Source organism: Companilactobacillus formosensis, assembly GCF_005405305.1.
Lineage (GTDB): Bacteria > Bacillota > Bacilli > Lactobacillales > Lactobacillaceae > Companilactobacillus > Companilactobacillus formosensis.
In genome coordinates this window covers 97,606-117,411 of sequence record NZ_BJDU01000009.1, presented here as the reverse complement: position 1 = coordinate 117,411, position 19,806 = coordinate 97,606, and the positions used below count along the sequence as shown (strand labels likewise).

The 19,806-nt window shown below is 35.7% G+C and carries 23 protein-coding genes; 10 read left to right on the top strand and 13 right to left on the bottom strand.

Annotated elements, in window-relative coordinates:
* Window positions 1–163: 163 nt before the first annotated feature.
* The 3 genes from FFM65_RS10685 to FFM65_RS10675 form a co-directional block, all read right to left on the bottom strand.
* Entirely contained in the window at window positions 164–1,654 is a 1,491-nt protein-coding gene (locus tag FFM65_RS10685; RefSeq protein WP_119318729.1) for a hypothetical protein, read from the bottom strand.
* Between the two features lie 308 nt (window positions 1,655–1,962).
* Complete coding sequence (locus FFM65_RS10680) at window positions 1,963–2,175, bottom strand: DUF2922 domain-containing protein (RefSeq protein ID WP_119318728.1); 213 nt, start codon at window positions 2,173–2,175, stop codon at window positions 1,963–1,965.
* 31 nt (window positions 2,176–2,206) lie between these two features.
* On the bottom strand, window positions 2,207–2,413 hold the full coding sequence (locus FFM65_RS10675) for a hypothetical protein (protein WP_010020987.1): 207 nt from the start codon (window positions 2,411–2,413) through the stop codon (window positions 2,207–2,209).
* A 159-nt stretch (window positions 2,414–2,572) separates the two neighbouring features.
* On the opposite strand from FFM65_RS10675, the gene FFM65_RS10670 reads away from it, so the two are divergent.
* From FFM65_RS10670 to FFM65_RS12205, 5 genes are all read left to right on the top strand, one after another.
* Window positions 2,573–3,460 carry a hypothetical protein gene (locus FFM65_RS10670; protein WP_119318727.1) on the top strand — a complete coding sequence of 296 codons (888 nt, stop codon included), beginning with the start codon at window positions 2,573–2,575 and terminating at the stop codon, window positions 3,458–3,460.
* A 185-nt stretch (window positions 3,461–3,645) separates the two neighbouring features.
* On the top strand, window positions 3,646–4,098 hold the full coding sequence (locus FFM65_RS10665) for a hypothetical protein (RefSeq protein ID WP_059074367.1): 453 nt from the start codon (window positions 3,646–3,648) through the stop codon (window positions 4,096–4,098).
* A 112-nt stretch (window positions 4,099–4,210) separates the two neighbouring features.
* The gene (locus tag FFM65_RS10660) at window positions 4,211–5,020 is read left to right on the top strand and encodes an SLAP domain-containing protein (protein ID WP_119318726.1); all 810 of its coding nucleotides are present in this window, start codon (window positions 4,211–4,213) and stop codon (window positions 5,018–5,020) included.
* Between the two features lie 251 nt (window positions 5,021–5,271).
* Window positions 5,272–5,643 (top strand): hypothetical protein, encoded by a 372-nt coding sequence (locus FFM65_RS10655; RefSeq protein WP_119318725.1) that lies wholly within the window; start codon window positions 5,272–5,274, stop codon window positions 5,641–5,643.
* The gene (locus FFM65_RS12205; protein ID WP_162897992.1) at window positions 5,643–5,813 is read left to right on the top strand and encodes a hypothetical protein; all 171 of its coding nucleotides are present in this window, start codon (window positions 5,643–5,645) and stop codon (window positions 5,811–5,813) included. The genes FFM65_RS10655 and FFM65_RS12205 overlap by 1 nt, the downstream gene beginning before the upstream one ends.
* A gap of 125 nt (window positions 5,814–5,938) precedes the next feature.
* On the opposite strand, the gene FFM65_RS10650 is transcribed toward FFM65_RS12205, so the two are convergent.
* The 3 genes from FFM65_RS10650 to FFM65_RS10640 all read right to left on the bottom strand — a co-directional run bounded on the left by FFM65_RS10650 (window position 5,939) and on the right by FFM65_RS10640 (window position 9,437).
* Window positions 5,939–6,187 carry a P8 family protein gene (locus tag FFM65_RS10650; protein WP_119318724.1) on the bottom strand — a complete coding sequence of 83 codons (249 nt, stop codon included), beginning with the start codon at window positions 6,185–6,187 and terminating at the stop codon, window positions 5,939–5,941.
* A gap of 413 nt (window positions 6,188–6,600) precedes the next feature.
* The gene (locus FFM65_RS10645; protein ID WP_119318723.1) at window positions 6,601–8,052 is read right to left on the bottom strand and encodes an APC family permease; all 1,452 of its coding nucleotides are present in this window, start codon (window positions 8,050–8,052) and stop codon (window positions 6,601–6,603) included.
* Window positions 8,053–8,072: 20 nt separating this feature from the next.
* A complete protein-coding gene (locus FFM65_RS10640; RefSeq protein WP_119318722.1) occupies window positions 8,073–9,437 on the bottom strand; it encodes an aspartate aminotransferase family protein in 1,365 nt (454 codons plus the stop codon).
* A 226-nt stretch (window positions 9,438–9,663) separates the two neighbouring features.
* On the opposite strand from FFM65_RS10640, the gene FFM65_RS10635 reads away from it, so the two are divergent.
* Window positions 9,664–9,870, top strand: a complete 207-nt coding sequence (locus FFM65_RS10635) for a hypothetical protein (RefSeq protein ID WP_137610119.1) — start codon at window positions 9,664–9,666, stop codon at window positions 9,868–9,870.
* A gap of 48 nt (window positions 9,871–9,918) precedes the next feature.
* Here the strand turns inward: FFM65_RS10635 and FFM65_RS10630 are convergent, their stop codons facing one another.
* From FFM65_RS10630 to FFM65_RS10620, 3 genes are all read right to left on the bottom strand, one after another.
* On the bottom strand, window positions 9,919–10,548 hold the full coding sequence (locus tag FFM65_RS10630; protein ID WP_119318721.1) for an RloB family protein: 630 nt from the start codon (window positions 10,546–10,548) through the stop codon (window positions 9,919–9,921).
* Window positions 10,517–11,875, bottom strand: a complete 1,359-nt coding sequence (locus FFM65_RS10625) for an AAA family ATPase (RefSeq protein WP_245954263.1) — start codon at window positions 11,873–11,875, stop codon at window positions 10,517–10,519. Before FFM65_RS10625 ends, FFM65_RS10630 begins: the two co-directional genes overlap by 32 nt.
* Window positions 11,876–12,025: 150 nt before the next feature.
* Complete coding sequence (locus FFM65_RS10620) at window positions 12,026–12,370, bottom strand: type II toxin-antitoxin system PemK/MazF family toxin (RefSeq protein WP_119318720.1); 345 nt, start codon at window positions 12,368–12,370, stop codon at window positions 12,026–12,028.
* 466 nt (window positions 12,371–12,836) lie between these two features.
* Between FFM65_RS10620 and FFM65_RS10610 the strand changes: the two genes are divergently transcribed.
* A complete protein-coding gene (locus tag FFM65_RS10610; RefSeq protein WP_119318719.1) occupies window positions 12,837–13,076 on the top strand; it encodes a hypothetical protein in 240 nt (79 codons plus the stop codon).
* Complete coding sequence (locus FFM65_RS10605; protein WP_119318718.1) at window positions 13,042–14,334, top strand: hypothetical protein; 1,293 nt, start codon at window positions 13,042–13,044, stop codon at window positions 14,332–14,334. The genes FFM65_RS10610 and FFM65_RS10605 overlap by 35 nt, the downstream gene beginning before the upstream one ends.
* A 55-nt stretch (window positions 14,335–14,389) precedes the next feature.
* On the opposite strand, the gene FFM65_RS10600 is transcribed toward FFM65_RS10605, so the two are convergent.
* The 3 genes from FFM65_RS10600 to FFM65_RS10590 form a co-directional block, all read right to left on the bottom strand.
* Window positions 14,390–14,707 (bottom strand): type II toxin-antitoxin system RelE/ParE family toxin, encoded by a 318-nt coding sequence (locus FFM65_RS10600; protein WP_119318717.1) that lies wholly within the window; start codon window positions 14,705–14,707, stop codon window positions 14,390–14,392.
* Window positions 14,700–14,942, bottom strand: a complete 243-nt coding sequence (locus FFM65_RS10595) for a type II toxin-antitoxin system prevent-host-death family antitoxin (protein WP_119318716.1) — start codon at window positions 14,940–14,942, stop codon at window positions 14,700–14,702. Before FFM65_RS10595 ends, FFM65_RS10600 begins: the two co-directional genes overlap by 8 nt.
* Before the next feature lie 234 nt (window positions 14,943–15,176).
* Entirely contained in the window at window positions 15,177–16,901 is a 1,725-nt protein-coding gene (locus FFM65_RS10590) for a pyruvate oxidase (protein WP_119318715.1), read from the bottom strand.
* Window positions 16,902–17,097: 196 nt separating this feature from the next.
* Here FFM65_RS10590 and FFM65_RS10585 point away from each other — a divergent pair, with 196 nt between their 5' ends.
* A complete protein-coding gene (locus FFM65_RS10585; protein ID WP_119318714.1) occupies window positions 17,098–17,619 on the top strand; it encodes a DUF308 domain-containing protein in 522 nt (173 codons plus the stop codon).
* On the opposite strand, the gene FFM65_RS10580 is transcribed toward FFM65_RS10585, so the two are convergent.
* Window positions 17,616–17,984 (bottom strand): PaaI family thioesterase, encoded by a 369-nt coding sequence (locus tag FFM65_RS10580; RefSeq protein WP_119318713.1) that lies wholly within the window; start codon window positions 17,982–17,984, stop codon window positions 17,616–17,618. The genes FFM65_RS10585 and FFM65_RS10580 overlap by 4 nt on opposite strands.
* 108 nt (window positions 17,985–18,092) lie before the next feature.
* Between FFM65_RS10580 and FFM65_RS10575 the strand changes: the two genes are divergently transcribed.
* Window positions 18,093–19,550: an AMP-binding protein gene (locus tag FFM65_RS10575; RefSeq protein WP_119318712.1), complete on the top strand. Its 1,458-nt coding sequence runs from the start codon at window positions 18,093–18,095 to the stop codon at window positions 19,548–19,550.
* Window positions 19,551–19,806 lie beyond the last annotated feature (256 nt).

Below are 19,806 nucleotides of genomic sequence, written 5' to 3'. Positions count from 1 at the left end.
ATGCGTATTCAACTTATAAGAGCGTAAAGAAAAAGAACCATACCAATTAAGGCATGATTCTTAGTAAAAGGTCTTACCAACATGATTTGACTTAGACCCTTAAAAACCTCCAAAAAAAAAGGCCCGCCTAAGCGAGTCTTTTTAAATTTTTACTAACTAATGACTAGTAAGCAACGTAGTTTACACCACTACCTGCTTGTACCCATTCGCCAGTAGCAACGTGATATACAGTAACTCCAGCAGCGTTAGTTGCCTTCTTATCTGTGTACCATGCTGAATCACCAGCTAATGCACGGTTTGAAACTGTTTCACCGTTGTCATTGTATAGCATGTAGATAAATGATGAAGGACCATCAAGTGTAACTTTACCATTCAAAGCTTGTACGTCAGTGTAAGCACCTTCTGATGAGCTTGAACCATCTGAGAATGTTACGTCATTAGCGTCAATCCATTCACCAGTAGCAACACGATATTGTTTGTCACCGTTTGAATTTGTACGAACAGCGTTTGTCTTCCAAGCAGTGTTCTTAGCCAATGCACGGTTTGAAACTGTGTCGTTGTCATCATTCTTCAATGTGTAATATGCTGAGTCACTCTTTGTTGTAACTACGCCATCAACATCTTCTGTTGTCCAGTCAGCAGCTTCTTCTGAACCAACATTGATTTGACGAATAAGAGTAAATCTCTTGTTAACAATTTTATTTTTATCAGTTGTTACAGCACCAGTTGAATCCAAACTAGCTGTTTGGAAACTTGTTGGATCTGTGTATGAACCTGTTGGTGTTGTACCATTAACTGTCAAACCATAGTTAGCAGGTGTTGTTGCATGATTTGTTAACAATGTAGCAAATGCTGAATCCTTAGCAAAAGTACCTGTAATTACTTGGTAATATGTAGTATTTTCTTTGTTAAATGTACTTACTTCAACGGGATTTGTTTGATTGTATGCATCATTATATGATGTATAGAATTGTTGACTAATTGATGGTGTAATTCCATCAGTTGCGTCTACTAATTCATCACCATTGTTATCCTTAACAGATAAGTCAGCTGAAGCAACCAACTTATAATCTGCTGCTGATGTACCATAAGTAACATTGGCAGTCTTATCATAAGTAACAGCAGCTGATGTCAAATCAGCAGTTGTATCAACTGAAGCCTTTGTAACTGTAAATGTTTCATTAATTGGTGTGGCTGCAACGCCATCTTGATCAGTGTAATTGAATTGTACTGTAATTTTAACAGCTTTTGTTGTTGAGTCTGTCAAATAGTTATCCAATTCAGTGGCACTTGATACCTTTGTGCCATTTGAAGTAACAGCAGAAACAGTTGCTGTAGCATTAGCGTCTGTCAATGCTTTATATGTAGCTTGGTTATCATTCAAAGTCTTTGGTGCAAATTGTAAGTAACCAGTGTTGAAGTCTGCAAGACTCATCTTACCAAAGTTACCAACTTTTACTAGGGCATCTTGTTGAGCTTGTGAAAGTGTTGAATTTGTGAATTGACCAGCATATGCATTCATAAGTGATTCATTTGTGTTTGTATCTGCAGCTTGAACTGTAGTTTCTGTACTTGAAACAACAGGAGCAGCAACTGGAGCAACAGCTAGAAGTGTAGCAGCAGCGATTCCTGCGTATTTAATAGATTTTTTCAATGTTAATCCTCCCCTGGACTACAAGAATTTATTATTTTTTAATTGTCGTGGGGCTATCCCACTGACAACCATTATATGAAACTCAGGCTTTAGAATCAACTCGAAATCATAAAGTGTTCATTTTTGTAACATTCTTGTATTAAATATCACAAAACTGTAACATTAATTATCAAAATTGCTAAATAAATGTCCTTGTACGACGTTCAGTTGAATCAAAAGAGCCTACTCTTATTCTAATCGAATTAAGTCGTAGGCTCAAGGTTTATCCCTTAAAAAGTTTAATAATTATGTCTAAATACTGAATAATTTTAGAATACTTTGGTTTCAGTGCGGTCAATATACTTGGCATCAAGAACTTCTTTGTAAAGTTCGACAGTATCCTTTTCAAAAAGCTTACTGGCACTGATTTTGTCCATTGCTTGGCGGACAGTGTTTTCATCAAGTCCAGCTTTGACATAATTTAATACCAAATTACGTTTCTTACCGTCAGATGTTTTGAATCTTAATTGTAGTTTCTTCATATTAGTTTCTTCCCTTCTTATTTAGATGCGTTTAGTCGGCGCTTAGTTCGTCATGCTTGATTACTTCTGATCCTAGATAGGCGTCCCCGTTTGACAATAGTTGCAAACCTTCGGCAAACATCTTGATTTGTTCTCTAGTGGGTTCTTCGATGATGTTGTTATAAGTGAAAAACTTGATTCCATTAGGATAGTCTTTGTTTGCCATGATGATTTTGATTGATGTTCTTTTCCAGCTCATTTTGAGTACCTTCTTCTTATTATTATTTGTAAGAACTTTTTGCCGGCTTAAGTAACTTACACATATAGTAACGATTGGAAGTATCCAAAACGGAAATTAATTTTGCATTTTTTTGGAACATGGTATAATTTGCCCAGTTACTTATATGGAGGAATTAAAATGAAAAAAGCATTATTACTACTTACGACTGGATTTGCACTAGTCCTAGCTGGTTGTGGTAATTCTTCATCATCGTCATCAAACAGTACTAATAACAATGACAGTAAATACAAGACGGAAATGACTAAGGGGAATTCTGCAGTTGACAATGGCAAGTATGCTAAGGCATCTGATCACTTTGAGGCTGCGACTAAATTAAAGAAGACTGACAAAGCTAAAGCTTCTGAAAAACAAGCTAATAATCTAGTTAAAGCTAAGAGCTTGATGAACCAACGCAAGTTTTCTGATGCTAAGAAGGTTTTGAACAAGGTCATCGACCAAGACAGTGGCAACAAGAAGATGACTTCTTATGCTAAGAAACTCAAGAAACAAGTTATTAAGATTCAAAAGAACCGTAATAACTACAAATTAGATATCAAGAATGCTAAGGCTATGATCAAGGCTGGTAACGGCGACCAAGCTAAATCATTACTAGAACAAGTTACTAAGGCTAAAGGTATCAAGGGTAAGTATTATTCAGACCTTTATACTCAAGCTAAGACTTTGTTAGACTCAGTTCCTGAAACAACAACTAAGACTGACGACACTACAACTGATACTAATAATAGTAGTGATGATTCAACTGCTAATACAGATACAACTACTTCATCATCTGATGACGACCAAAGCAACAATCCTGCTGCTAAGGGTGACTTCGATGTTGAAAAGCGTGAAGTTGGTGGTAAGGAAATCACTGATCAAGATATCGCTAATGCTAGACAACAATTGACTGACCAAGGTGTTAAGACTGTTGGTGCTTGGAGTGACAATGATATCATCCGTGCTATCAAGAATGCCCATGCTGATGGACGTACTACTATTCAACCTTCAGATGCTAAGGTTAGATAATTAGATATTTAAAAACCATGACTTCTATTTTGAGGTCATGGTTTTTTGGTGTCATTTAAAAATGGAAGTATACTTCCATTTTTACTGTTTTTTCCTGTATTCAAAATATGATTTACGAATTTTTTTAAGTCATTTTAGAAATCCACGTTATAATACTTAGGTTAGATTTTTTTAAGGAGGGACTAATGACAACAAAACTACAGAAATACAAGCATCGTGCGGTTTTGATTGGTTGTGTGATTATTTTGGCACTAGCCTTTCTCATCCCTCAAATGTATCGTAACGCCCACTCTGCTCCTTATTGTTACTCTTCAGGAACGCAGATCACTTTGCAAAATAAAGATACGCATAAATTAAATGATTATCAAAAACAACAATTTACGAAAATGGTCAAATTAGCGATTGATAAAAAGGACGGCCCGTTTGACTGGTCCACTTACCAAACAGTTTCTCTAGAAGTCTATAAGATGAAGAAACCGTCTGTTTATGGAATTATTTATAAGATCAAACCACGTTTCCATCAAGAAAACACCATCACTAATTCTGTCATCATCAAACTCTCCGACCGTGATTTAAAGACTTATCACAAATTTTCGATTCTCGGATATTCTTCTGATTTCTCAAATTATCTAAATTAATTTCTAAAGAATTAGTAACGTTTATCTTAACTGTTTTTAAAATAGGTTGTAAAAAATCGAATTGCATTATAGTTTTACTATGAACCGCAAAATAAATGTAGGAGGTTAAACGATGAAAAAGAACACAGCTTTAATTGGTTCGGCGTTAGCTTTGTTAATCGCTCCAAGTGTCCTGTCTAATTTGTCACCTCAAACCGTAAAGGCATCAGTCCCTGATCAAGTTGATCTTGTGGGAACTGTCAACGGTAGCGGTGTTTTAGTTGATGACCAAGGACAAGCTATTACTAGTACTTTCTTGCCTAACAATAGTTCCTGGAAATTGGGCAGCACTAAATATTTGAATGGCGTACTTTATTATCAAGTTGCCACTAATGAATGGATTGCTGCAAGTAGTCTAAACGTTTCTCAAACTCAAGCTCAAGCACCAACGCAGACAGCTGCCCCATTTACTACTAGTGGACAAATTGCGACTGCTAAATGGAACAGTGCTGTTATTAACAGTCAAGGCGTAAAAACTGGTGTAACTTTGCCAGCTGGTAGCACTTGGAATACTGGTACGACTATTATGATCAATGGAATTTCTTACGTCCAAATTGCGACTGACGAATACGTTGCTGTCAGTGATGTTTCGATTAGTTCTGCTACTCAAAATCAAAATACTGATAATCAACAAGTCATCGGAACTGTTGTTAATGGTCCGGCCGATGTTTATGATACTTCGATGGATTCTTTCTCTAGTCGTCAATTGCAAGATGGCTCTTCTTGGAAAGTCAACCAGATGGTACAAAACAAGTACGGTCATACTTTCTATCAAGTTTCTAACAACGAATGGACACAAAGTACTAATATGCAATTAAACGATGCTGGCCAACAAAAAGACGTAACTAGCGAACCAGAATTTGCAACATCAGTTACACAATAATCAGGATTTGTTATATTTATATTTTTATATTTCACAATTTCTTCACATTTAGTGTTTATTATAGTAATTGGTAAACAAGAATACTTACATTTACTATAATGAGAAATTTAATAAACAAACTAATATAACCACCCTCCCTGATATTTATGAAGTCTCCTATATATAGGAGACTTTTTTGTTTTGTCCACATAATTTTCCTTTGGACTTCCGGAAATAACATCTTATAATTAATTTGATAAGGGGTGTGGGATATGACTGTGGAAAAAGAATTACATCAAATAACTAAAAAAATCGATGATTTCAATGACGAAACGAAACTCAATTTGAAATTACACGTTGAACACGAAGCTAGCATGCATCGCAAGGTTTTATTAAATGGTTTATTTTACGGCGCTATTCATGAAGGAATTCAAGCAATTGTTGATGAAAGAATGAATGAATTCACGAAGAACACCGATCTCAAGCCACAAGAATTATACGTTTATTTGAAGGAGCAGATCACTGCACATCCCACTTTGTCCAAACGTCAATTGCACTATTTAGCATATGATCATCTAGAGCATATTACCGACAATCGATTTCTTAAAAAAATCTACAAAACGATGAAAAAGAGGATGAGATAATGGGGAAAATCAATAATAATCGCTTAACGAGAATTTTTACTAAATTTACTTCCAAACAAATAACTAATTTTGTTTCCAGCAAGGAATTTAAGAAGCGTGTGATGGATTTCATCTTCAATGCTGTTGATGATGTGGTGACGATTGTTTACGATGAAGCGCACAAAAAATAAGGAAGATTTTTAATAGAATCTCCCTTATTTTATATTCATGTTATATATCGAATTTCTCTAAAAAAATGCACAAAAAAATCCTCTAGATTTCTTATCTCAGAATCTAGAGGAAAATTAAAGACTTATTATTTTTTAAGGTTTTTCTCGACCCAGTCACGGACGTCAGCATCCTTCATATCAAGGAATGGTTTCTCCGCTTCTTCGGTCTTAACAGTGTCGTGATTGTTGTTCTCCATGAAATAATCCCAGATTGCGTCACGAACAACTGTCTTATCATCGCTCCAGTCGAAAGCCTCACTCATCTTTAGGTTCAATACTTCTGGTTCTTTTGCAATGGCTGCATCAGCCATCTTTGATGGATCTACTTCTGCCATATTTCAACAACCTCCTTAGTTACAAGTTCATTATAGTGCTAATTCGAAAAAGTGACACACTAATTGCCCATATTTTTTTACTATTTATTTAATTGGCATAATTTTTATACTAATAAGAGTTGATACAACTTACTTTTATAAATAAATTGTACCTTTTATACAAAATGTACAACAAATTCAATTGATTTTTGAGTTTTCATATGTCCATATCCATGCTACAATAGTTCTTGTATAAAATTATTCCGGGAGTTCTTACTCCTTAGTCGACAGTTTTCTCCTTACAAGACCTAACTGACGACGCGCTTAAAACCGCCTTGTGGAAATTGGCGGTTTTTTGTTTGCGCTTATTTATCTAAAAATAAAGATACAATAAATTTCTGAATTCAGAAATTTATTGTATCTTTTATTTTGTCTTATTTATTTTTTTCAGCATCATGCTTCTTGCCTAGAGTTGAATGGTGCATCCCATAAGCAAAGTAGATAACTAATCCGATAGCGAACCAGATTCCAGCGTAGAGTTTAGCTTGAATATCTAGTCCCCAGAAAATTACTAGTGAACCAATAAATCCTAGAGCTGGTAGCACTGGATAAAATGGCACTTTGAAGTCTGGCATGGCGATGTCTTTTCCTTCACGTTTTCTCAATGGATAAATTCCCAATGATACGAACATGAACGCAATCAACGTTCCGGCTGAGATCAATTGAGCCAAGAAAGCGAATGGACAAAAGGCACCGATTAAGATACCAACGACTGATAGAACTAATAGTGCGTGATTAGGAAGGTTTTTGTCGTTTAACTTACCTAACCAACTTGGTAACATTCCATCACGTCCGAATGAGTAAACTAGTCTTGAACCAGCTAACATCATTCCAATCAAAGCGGTAAACATCCCGATAACAGCAACGGCTTGGATAACACTGGCAACGATTGGATGACCGGCATGTCTTAAGGCCCAACCAACAGGTTCAGCGTTATTAGCGTAATCAGAGTACTTGAACATTCCAACTAGAACTAAAGCAACAGCAACGAACAAAACAACGGCAATCAATAATGATCCTAAGATTCCTCGTGGCATTGTCTTACCAGGATTTTTAGCTTCGGCAGAGTTTGCGGCGATTGAATCAAATCCGATATATGATAGGAAGATCATCGAAACACCGGCGTAGATTCCTTGCCAACCACCAAAGGCAGTTCCGTCAGCGTTCAAGCGATATTTGGGTATGAATGGGAAATAATTTTCCACATGAATGGCAGTTAAACCAACGATGATAAATGTTAAAACAGCTAAGACTTTTAAGACAACTAAAACATTTTCAACTTTAGCGGCACCACCAGCACCACGAGAAATCAACCATGCGACTGCGGCAATAACGACGACGGCAACGATATCAACAATTCCACCGTTATTACCAAAGGTATTGGCAATCGCATTCGGGAAGTGGATTCCTAATGGTTCCAACAGCCCCCGGAAGTTGGCGGACAACCCCGAACCAACGAAGGCTAAAGCGATAAAGTATTCAGCCAACAGGGCCCAACCAGCGACCCAACCGAAGAACTCACCGAACATAACATTGATCCACGAATACGCAGATCCGGCAAACGGCATTGCGGCAGCCATCTCCGCATAAGCAAAGGCGACCAATCCGGCAACGATAGCAGCGGCGATAAATGAAAAGACCACTGATGGTCCGGTATGTTGTGCGGCAACGACCCCTGGCAAAGTAAAGATTGATGTTGAAACGATTGTCCCGACACCCAAAGCCAAGAAATCCTTAACTGTTAAAACTCGAACTAAATGTGAATCTTTATCCTCATAAATACTCGGATCTTCTTTTAAGGTTAAACGTTTAAAAAAATCACTCATAAAAAATACACTCCTCTTGATTACCAACCAATTTTTTCGTTACTTGGAATAATTACTTGATTATTTTCTGCGGCCGCAAATGCATCATCCAACACATTCAACGCCTTATCCAACTCGTCGTGAGTGATGACCAAAGGTGGTTGAAATCTCAAAATATTACCTTTCAGCGTAATCATAACAACTCCGTGTTGAAATGCATAATAAATAACTTTGTTGGCAAAATCAGGATCAGGAGTCTTTGTCTGACGGTCCTTAACTAATTCGATTCCTCCATCTAAACCATACATTCGTACATCGCCAATTTCTGGATAGTGCTTTTGCATTTCCAAAAATCTCTCTTCGGCGTATGCCCCTTCGACGTTGGATCTGTCCATCAACTGTTCTTCTTCCAAGACGTCCAAGGTTGCCATTGAAGCGGCACAACAGATTGGGTTTCCAGCGGTAGTAAAGACATGTGCTGGTGAATCAAGACTCTGCATGATTTCCTTTTTCCCAATCGTGGCACTCAAAGGCATCCCTGAAGCTAGTGACTTACCTACGGACATCAAGTCGGGTTCGATATCCTTAAATTGTTGGTAGCTCCACATTTTACCCGTGCGACCCATTCCTTGATTAATCTCATCGACGGCAAACAAAATTCCGTTTTGGTGACAAAAATCATAAACTAGCTGCATGAATTCTTCGGGGGCTTTTCTAATCCCACCATCGCCTTGAATTGGTTCAATCAAGACACAGGCTACTTCATCAGCTGGTAGGAAGCTTTCAAAAGGCTGCTTGAATTCATCGAAATATCTCAAAGCTACGTCATGTTCCGTCTCATTCTCATATCGTCGATACAAGTCTGGATACGGTACGTGTACTACTCCGGGAAGTAATGGACCCATCTTGCGAGCCATATTCAAACTAACTCCAGAAAGTGTCATCGAGCCATAAGTTGATCCATGATATGAATCCATGAAGGAAACAATATAAGGACGACCCGTGTAAGCTCTGGCAAATTTGATGATAGCGTCATTGGCTTCGGAACCAGAATTGGAAAAAGCCACTTGTTTCTCAGCTCCAGGAACTAATTTAGCTAGACGTTCAGCTAATTGTTGTCCAGGACGGTGATGAAAATAGGCAGGTGTGTAATGAATCAGTTTCTCGGCCTGCTCTTGAATTGCTTGCACGACTTTTTCATTCGTATGACCAACGTTAATGGCTGAAGCACTTGCCAACAAGTCGATATACTCATTTCCATCTGCATCGACTAAAGTTGCATCGTGTGCGGATTCGATGACGAGGTCATAATAATTGATTCGTGAAGATTTGGCGTAGTACTTATTCTCTTGCACAATCAATCGATGGTCCACCTCGTGATCATGATCTACTTTTTGCGTTGTCATAATGACACCCCCTATTAATTTTTATTGGTTGAAATATTGCTATTTTAATTGTTTTTTAATATACTTGCAAGATTTTTATTAAAGTTTTCTCTTACAGAATCAAGGAAAGATGTGCGATTACTGTGGTTATAGGGATTATGAAACATTATTATTTATTAAAAAATTTTTAATTTATAAGAAGTTGCTAATAATTAATTTAGGCACTACTATGATGGCGGAGGCAGTAATGATGATTACAGAGGATAATGAATTGTTAGATTACTTGTCAAAATTTTACGGAATATCAATCGACGAATTAACTCAAAAGTACACGATGTCGCAATTGGAAGATGCTTATAACGAAATCGAGCACAAGACCAAATATCAAAAACATTTAGATAATAAAAAAGAATTCCCAACCAAGTATGTGATTAAGGAATTCAGTCCGCTTTAGAAAGTCATCAAAAAATCCAACCAAGATTAATTTCTCGGTTGGATTTTTTTAGTCTTCTCTACCAAATATGGGTTTTATAAATTCCTGAACATTAGTATACGGTTGGCTATTGACCATATCATTATTACTTCTATATAGATTTTTTCCATTTGCAACAGCAATTTTTACTTTATCCTCCAAAAATGGGCCGTATTCACTACCCTTGAAATGATCATATGTATTTCTTCCCAAATTAAAGTGCTTACTATCAGCAAGTTTTCTGTTTAATTCTTTTTTGGTAAAAATTCTACTTACTGGTTCAAAATGCATGAGAATCCATATCTCAAAATTTATATTTGAAAAAATAATTTGTATATTTTTCTTCCTTGCCATCGACATACTCTGCTGGATATCATTCTTAGTTAGATCATCACAATCAAATACTACGTATACATCATCTAAATCTGGAATAGAATATCTCTGTGCTGTTGCCGCCGTAATTATTGAAATGCCCTTTTTCCCTTTTAATTGTTTTATATTCAGTTTATGGGCACCAACATTGGATTTTCCATATTTTCTCTGAAGCATTTTAAAATACTGTAATTCTGATGCTCCTTCACAAAATATTCCAATTATTTTCTGCTCAGGTAAATTCTTGCTAGTTCTTCTAAAAAGCCTTGCCTTTCTTGACTTCGCCATCTTGAATTTCTCCACAATCGGATTGTATCTGGGTCAAAGCCTCCAACATCTCATCAGAGTCAATAATCGGAGTTGCCCCAAATCTTCCTTGAATGTAGCGTTTCATATAACTAATTCCACTGCGAGTAGTATTTTTAGTATCTTTGAAATCAAAAATTGAAATTAAATTACTCTTTCCTTGAAAGTCTTTTTGAACTAAGTATATTTGATCAACTCTGACATCCGAATCTAGAAGTTGTAATTCATGAGTAGTAATAATGAATTGATTTTGATTAGCCTGGGAATTAAAAATTTTGACCATTGCTTGAGACAACTCCAAATGAAGTGAATCATCAAATTCATCAAACAAGATAGTTTTTCCATTATTATTTAACTCGGCATTCAAAAAAGCCAAAGCTATCATAAAGATTTTTTGAGTTCCACGGGATTCCTCTTCTAATCGAAATTTCTTTGTTCCAATTACATCACCATTATTATCATAAATTTTATGTTTAGTATAAATACGATTAACCTGTTTAGTTCTAGTTTTTGGTTTTTCAATCGCATCAAGAAAGTAAAAATATGACAGTGGCTCTTCAATAACTTCCAAACCATTTATATTAAAGTCGGCAAAATGAAGAAACTTCAAAAATTGATTATTTAATTTAGGAGTCTTCAATATTTCTGCCATTTGGCTAATATGATCACTCTCTGTAAAATCCCCAACAAAAACCAAATCTTCAGAAAACCACTTAAAAACATCGATTGCATATTTATCATTATTGAGCTGAGCATCAAAGATAAATAATCTATTCTCATTGGTTCTATTTTCAACGTCAGAAAAATTAGCTATTTTAACATCAAATTTTTGATTTTCTCGTGAAAAATATATTTTCCAATTATTTTTATTAAGAACCGCCAACGTTTCTCGTGTGATTTTAGTTTTATTAAACGCAAAGGAGTATTTGTATATATTTACTCCCCTTTTAAAAATTACTTCAAAAAAGACATCTTTCTTCTGCGATTTATCATCTAATTTAAAATTATTTGCGATTAATTTTTCGTTAACTGTTTGCGGTGGTTGTGTAACCATAGTTTGCATCAATTTGAGACCATCTAAAAGATTTGATTTCCCAGATCCATTCGGCCCAAAGATAAGTAAATTCTTTAGTAAGGAAATTTTTCCTATGGAAATAGTATTACTTTCTCTGAACTTACTAAGTCGCTCACCGGTTTCTAATGATAGAGTTGTCTCATCTTTAAAAGATTTAAAATTCTTCATTGTAAAGTCTATCAGCATAGTTAAAATCCCTTTCTGATTTTTTCTAATTGTATCATCAGATAGCATTTTTTTGCTACCACAATGTTTTTTAACTTAGATAATCGCCTTTTATGTTTATAAATTACGTATTATTGTAAATAAAAAATCCAGCCAAGATTAATTTCTTAGCTGGATTTTTTTATTCTACAGTACAGAAGCCATTCTCTTTAATATAATCTATAGAAATTCTTTAATAATTTCACTAAGTCTATTAATTTCTGTTCCTGACAGGGAAGCTAATCTCTCTCCTTCTATTCGGTTTTTTGGATCAACAGATCTAATATGTTGCAACAAAATAGTTCCGTTAACTAGGTCCTTCTTTATATCGACGAATAATGGTGATTCGACATACCTTTTTTGAAAATATTTTTTAGATGAACTAATTGGTACAACAATAACAGTATTAAAGACATGATTATAATTATTATTACTAATAATAAGATATGGTCGCTTCTTCTGTATTTCAGTACCTTTGCTAGGATTTAAATTAAAATAAAAGATATCTCCTTGAAGATATTTCATTAATCAAAATCCTCCATTTCAATATCTTCTCCCCAATCAATTTCAGGGGTTGAAATGCTACCATACTTTTTCCTTACTTTTTTTGCTACATTATAAATTGATAGCCAAAATGAAGAAAAAAAACAAATCACCACCTATTTTTTAAAAATACGTATTGATTTGTATATTATTATTTAGTTTACTCTAGTTTTCTATTGACTAATGGTAGAAAAAATATATTAAATAATGGCTTGGAACAAGCCTTAGTAAAATAGTTCTAGACCCTACCGACTGGTTGAAATACTAGTTGGCAAGTGTGGAATGTTCCTAGAAGCTTGGTACTTTAGTGCTAATGTAGTTCACACCATTAGCTACATCATTCACAATCTAATAGAAAATCTTATAAAATCTGAATCAGAAAAAATATTGTAAGTGATAACATAAAATTATTGATTAAATATAAATTTTATGCTCAGGGGGTTTCATTTTGAAAAATATAGCAAAAGTTATATCAAAGATAAATCATAAATTATTAGTCACCGCCGTTTGTGTATCAACCTTAGGAGCTCAATTTGCTCAAATCACTAATGTTAAAGCTGATACTTCAATAGACCCCGCTCCACAAGAGCAATCTTCAAACGAAAATACAGAAGTTGAAACTGAAACGCCTAAAACTTCTACTGAGGACAATCTTGATTCAGATAAAGGTGACTTCTGGCGATGCTGAAGATAATGAATCAGAAACTCAAAATCCTGTTGATTCTGATAAAGATGCAGATGCTACAACTGAATTAGACAAAGGTGAATCATCATCAAAAGAAGGTGCACCTATTATCAATGACTATCCAGATTCAGGTGTCTCCTCATACAATAATGTAAATAATACTAGATTCTCTGTATACACTACTGCTAAAGTTCAAGTAACTAACGAAAATGGTACTGATTCAACACCAACAAATGCAAATATCGATGCTGGAGCTGATATCATTGACAATCCTAACAATCAATATGAAATTATTTTTACTGTTGAAAATAATGAGGGAACTAATGGAGAAGATACTAAACCTTCTCTTCTATTACCTAGATACTACGAAAATGATTCTTCAACAACTCACATCGTATTAGATCCTGATAAATATGATGAAGCAGTATTATTGAAAAATGCCGGGTTACCAGAAGATACCGTTGTACAATATGGTACAGGATTATCAAGTGATCTTAGTTATGATATGAGAACTTTATCTAGTTGGGCTAAATTTGGGGGAGGCCTGGACCTTTCACAAGTAACCCATATTTATATTGATAATTCAGTTGCTGCTGGTGGAATCCCCATTCCCGACGGATTACATACACTTATCTTTCCTTTAAAGGTCCTAGAAAATGATCCAATAAATGACAGCGGAATAGCAATAGTTGGTACAGGTGATAAGAGTAATGTCTGGGGAACTAGAAAAGTAACTTTCCATATCGTCAATGCCCCAGAACCCGAAGAACCAGAAGTTGATCCTAATAAGGATGACAATAAAACCCCTGATAAGGACGATAACAATACTCATCCAACGACTGAAGTTGAATCCGATAATACTGATGACAACAACGATGAGGAAAAGGACACTGATCCCGAAACAACACCAGAAGATAATGAAGAAAAACCAGTTGTTTCCCCAAATGAACCTATTGTAAACGAAAATCCTTCAGAATCTAAAGATACGGACAATCAAAGTAACAGCCTAACTAAACAAAATGATTCGCCAATTTATCAAATCAATCCAGTGCAATCAAATAGAAGCACCCTTCAAGGATACACAATGAATAAAATCTCTGAGCAAAGTACAAGTTCTCTTCAAAATACAAAATCAGAATTACTACCTCAAGCTGGTAATGAAAATAATAGTAAAATCCAGCTGATGGGAATAGCAATCCTTACTATGGTTGCAGGAATCTTTGGAATTGATTTGAAAAAGAAATATCAAAATTCCTTATAATATCAAAAAATCCAACCAAGACTAATTTCTCGGTTGGATTTTTTGATTCTATATTTTAAATTAATTCCAAATTTGCCAAATAATCTGTTCTTCCATTTACTATTCTGAGAACATGTACTTCTTCGTTATTTTCATAAACACTATAAAACTGTAGGTAATCCTCACATACAAGAAATCTAAAATTATTTTCAAACCATGTATACTTTTCCAGCTTTATTCCCATATTTGGATTTTCTTCTAATAAATCAATTTGATGATCCATTCTCTCTAATAAACTATTAATGTATTTTTCACTATATCCATTAACTCTTAAATTCTGTTCTAACATCATATAGTCAAATTCATATCCCTTGGATATCTTAACCTTATACATTACGATTGTGATTCTTTCTGAATTCTTTTAATGAGATGCCATCAAAGGAATTGTCTTCACGAGTTAATTCTTTTACCAATCTCATTTCAGATTGCAGCTTATTCCATTCTTTTGAATCAATCAAAGTTCCTACCTCATTTCCATTTTTTGTGAAAATAATGGGATGTCCTGGTTTTAACTCATTAAATATTTTTGTATAGTTTCTCAAAGATGAAAGTGGTTTTACTTCAGACATGTCATTAACCTCCTCTTAATCAATTTTAATATATAATAGCATTTACGCTGCAAATTTACAGCAGAAATACCGTAATAAATATATTTCAATTAAGTTAATTGCTGGAATATTCCCATCATTAAAATGCGAGCCAAAAAAACGAATCAATACTTACGTTCAAAAACTACGTATTGATTCGTATATTATTATTCATATTTAATTTTTTCTTTTAGATTGAAGTATACCAACATTATCCTACAAGAATGAGCGCAAAATTTCTTTCATTGGTGGCAATTCTGGCAAACTCTTCTTATCAATCACGTGTCCCAAGCCAAATTTAGCATAACCATGAGCTTCATCCATCATGATCTTACCAGGAAGTGGGGCTTCGTCTGTTACGGCTACATCCAATAAAACTGGCTTGTCAGGACGACGATACTTCTTAATTGCGTCTGCAAATTCTTCATCAGTTGTGATTCTTTCACCAATTCCGCCACAAGCTTCTGCGACTTTGGCAAAATCAATTTCTGGCAAACTGATTCCGTAATTTTGTTGACCGGCAGATTGTTGTTCGTATTCGATGAAGGCTAACAATTTGTTATTCAAAACGATATACAACATTGGCAAATTATATCTGACTGCAGTAGCGAAGTCTTGCATGACCATGGCTGTGGCACCATCGCCGGCTACTGCATAAACGGGACGGTCTGGGAAGTCATTTTTAGCAGCAATTGCACCTGGTAAAGCACATCCCATCGTACCTAACCATGCTGAAATTGTGTACTTTTGACTAGACTTGGCAGTTAGGAATCGAGCCCCAAAAGCAGTTGAAGTTCCGACATCAATTGACCAAATCGTATCGCTAGGAGCATTCTTACTGAGGTTGTGGAACATCAATGATGGCAAGACACCAGTGTGCTTCTTCGTATAAACATCGTGCATCCAACTGTTCCATTGACCGATTTTGGCAACAGCTTCATCCAAAAATGGACGTTCTTTGACTGGTTCGCCTAATTCATTCAAACGACTAATAGCTTCTTTAGCATCAGCTTGAATAGCGATATTGACGTGACGACGTTTGCCCAATCTGTCCGCATTAGTATCGATTTGGATGGCATCGACCTTCTTATTCAAATAAGGTGCGTAAGGATAATCAGTTCCCAACATGATAACGAGATCAGCTTTTTGCATCATTTCAAAGGCTGGCTTAGTTCCTAACTTACCTAATTGTCCCAAGTTATAAGGATAGTCATCATCCACTAATCCCTTGGCCGGCATGGTTAAAATAATTGGGATCTTATATTTTTCGATAAATTCTTTCGTTTCTTTCTTAGCATCTTTAATTCCGACACCAGCTAAAACGATAGGATTGGAGTGAATCTTAATCATTTCGAGAGCTTTTTTGATTTGAGTATCGTCGACTTTGTAATTTTCCATTTGGAAATTATCGACATTAGGTGTGAAATTGTCTTTAATCATGTGATCAGGGATGTCATCAGGAATCGTTAATACAGCGACACCTTTTTTGGCGATAGCGGTTCTGATAGCTTCATCCATAATTCTTGGTAATGATTGTGGATCCATGATGATTTTGTTGTAGACAGCCACATCATCGAACAAAACGTGCGTATCGACTTCTTGAAAGAAATCAGTATTGAGTAATTTAGATTGAACTTGACCCAAAATTGCTAAAACTGGAGCGTGATCCATTTTGGCATCGTAAAGTCCATTTAGTAGGTGAATTGCCCCAGGGCCACCGATAGAAAGACAGACTCCGAGTTTTCCAGTTAATTTAGCATGAGCGGCAGCGGACAAGGCAGCGACCTCTTCATGCAAAACATGTGTGAATTTAATTTTATCTTGGGCTCGATATAAAGCATCAATGGTTGTATCAACAGAATCCCCGGGTAAACCATAGATGTTATCGACACCCCACTTTGCTAAAACATCAACCATTTTATCAGATGCACGAACACTCATTATAAGTTCCTCCTAATATCTATTAACTCTAAATTACCACATTGGTTTCACAATTAAAGTAAAATGCTCATTGCCGTCAGATTAGTCTGTTTATAAATTTATCAATAAGCTTGTGAAACATATTTCTATGAACAACTCTATTTTAAAACTTTTCTGGTATCATGTATTTAGAGAGTTTTTTAGGGGGAGTATAAAAATGGTTAGACAGTTCCAACTTTATCGTTGGTTACGGTTTATTTTTTTGTTGGTGGCGGGAATTTTGATCGTCATTGCACCAATTAAAAGTTTCAATATTATTATTTACATCGTTTCTAGCTACATTGCTATTTATGGAATTCTTTCTATTATTGATGGTTTGAGTATCCGCAAAACTACGGGTGAAAATAATATTGCTATCGGTTTGGGCGTTGGAGCGTTGTTTTTAGCTTTAGGCGTCTTATTGTTTGCCCGCTATTTCGTACCATTGGTACCGCCGGTTTTAGGAATTATTCTATTAGTCAACGGCATCAACCAATTTCGGGATTCGCATGAAATGACAAAAAGAGTTCAGATAACACCCTACTTGGACTATTTTTATTCAGCCCTATTGATGATTGCAGGAATCGTGTTTATTCTGAACCCTTCGAAAACTATTATTTTTATATATCAATTATTTGGCGTCAGCTTAATTGTCTTAGCCTTTTTTGAAATTATTAACTCCAGAATCTATCACAATTAGATCTGGATTTTTTTTAATGTTATTGTACTCAAACTGTTACTGATGGCACTCTGATCGTAATGAGTCGTAGCTTGCCAAGTTTGAACATTTTCGCCTACTCGAACAGAAATCGCTTCCACAACGAGTTTTCCCAGTTTAAGTGTGTTTAAATTATGTAAGGACACACTCAAGACAGCAGCAGAACTGCCATCTTCAACATTCAAGTTTGCTCCAATGCTAGCAGCAGTTTCAGACAGCATGGCATTGATCACACCCGTCTTATTATTTTCCATTTGTAAGTGTTCTTCGGTCAAATCCAGCTGTAAAACCACTTTGTGTCTACCTTGTTCGACTACCTCTATACCTAAATCATTTAGCAAACTCATTTTATACCTCAATTTTTTTCAGAAATTAGTTAATTTTTATTGTTTTTATGTTTTACAATCAAATCATATATAAGCGTATCAAATTTTTAAAGGAAAAGAGGTCATATTTTGGAAAATTGGTTAGTTAAACGTGCCAAACTTGATCCTGATAAAATTGCTTTAATTTTAGAACACGCAGATTTCACTTTTGGCGAACTTAATTCAACTGTCCAAGCTTTTGCCGGCAAATTATATACTAGCGGTATTCGGAAAAATGACCCCGTAGCTTTATTTTCCGATAATTGCTTTAATGGCTACGTTGCCATTTTAGCACTTCAACAACTAGGGGCACGAACAATATTCCTTGATACCGAATTACCGTTAGAAACATTGCAATATCAAGTCAATGATTGCCAACCCAAAACCATCTTGATCAGCGATTCAGCACACACTGACGAAATCGTAAAAGTTGACTGGGATAAAATTTTTATGTCAGAGGTTTTGAGCATGAATGGCAATTTGGATTATCAACCTGTTTCAGAATACCCCACTGAAGAAATTGCTTCGGTATTCTATACACCAAGTGCTGATAGAAATGACACTGGTGTAATGTTGACCTATGGCAATTATTTTTACTCCGCTATGGGAACCAGTCTGAACCTAGGCATCAATAAACAGGATATTTGGGTCTTGTCGTTACCAACCTTCAATATTCCGGGTTTCTCAATTATCATGCGATCGTTGATTTACGGCATTAGTGTTTATTTAATCGACGGTTTCGATATTGATTTGATCAACAAAATCTTAATCAATGAACGTGCCACGATTATTTCTCTGACACCACCACTATTACGAGAATTACTCAACGGACTACCTCGAGGTGAAAGATACAACGACCATTTTCGTTGCGTATTTTTGGGAACTGGTCTGATTGACAGTTGGACAGTCCTTCGTTGCAACATGTTGGATATTCCTGTCTTACAAACATATGGTATGACAGAAACGACTGCAAATATTTCAGCTCTAAATTTCAATGATGCAGAAATCAAATCTGGTTCTTGCGGTCAACCCTTCTTCACAACGCAAATTCGCATTACCAATATTAATCAAGATAATGTCGGTTGTATTGAAGTTAAATCTCCGACAGTGGCGTTAGGTTATTTAAACAAAGATGAACTGTTTCAGTCCCGTTTTACTAAAGATGGCTTTTTCAAGACCGGTGATGTTGGATATTTAGACGAGGACAACTTCTTGTATCTCAAAGGACGTCAAGCTGATCTTATCTACATTGCAGACAAAATCGTCTACCCTGAAGAGGTGGAAAATGTCTTTCGCAGCGTTAATGGCATTAAGGATATTTGTGTCGTTGGCACTAAGTCACGTGCCGGGAAAAATGTCCCTATCGCCTACCTAACTTTGCGTGACAATGCGTTTTTAACTAGTGCCAATCTCGCTGACTTTGGCAAACATAATCTGTTAAATTATCAAGTTCCGATGGAATATCGCCAAATTGACGAGTTTCCACGTGCTACAAATGGGAAAATACTTCGTAATCGGTTGGCTGATTTGGAGTATAAAGTTATATAGATGTTTATTTCCGTCCTCCATAGCAAAGAAAATTTGGCTGGAACAATGTGGGCACGACTTGGAGCCTTTGCTAAGACCAAAACCGGGCAAAGTCTTCAAGCTCGGCCTTTCACTAGGCAATAAATTGCCAAGAGAAATTTCACATTTGAGCCAATTTTCTTTGCTATTCCGGACTAGATGGTGATTTCTATCTTTATATAAGTAACTTCAGAAAATTAATAGAAGATATTATTAGAATTGCAGTATATTGCTGTAG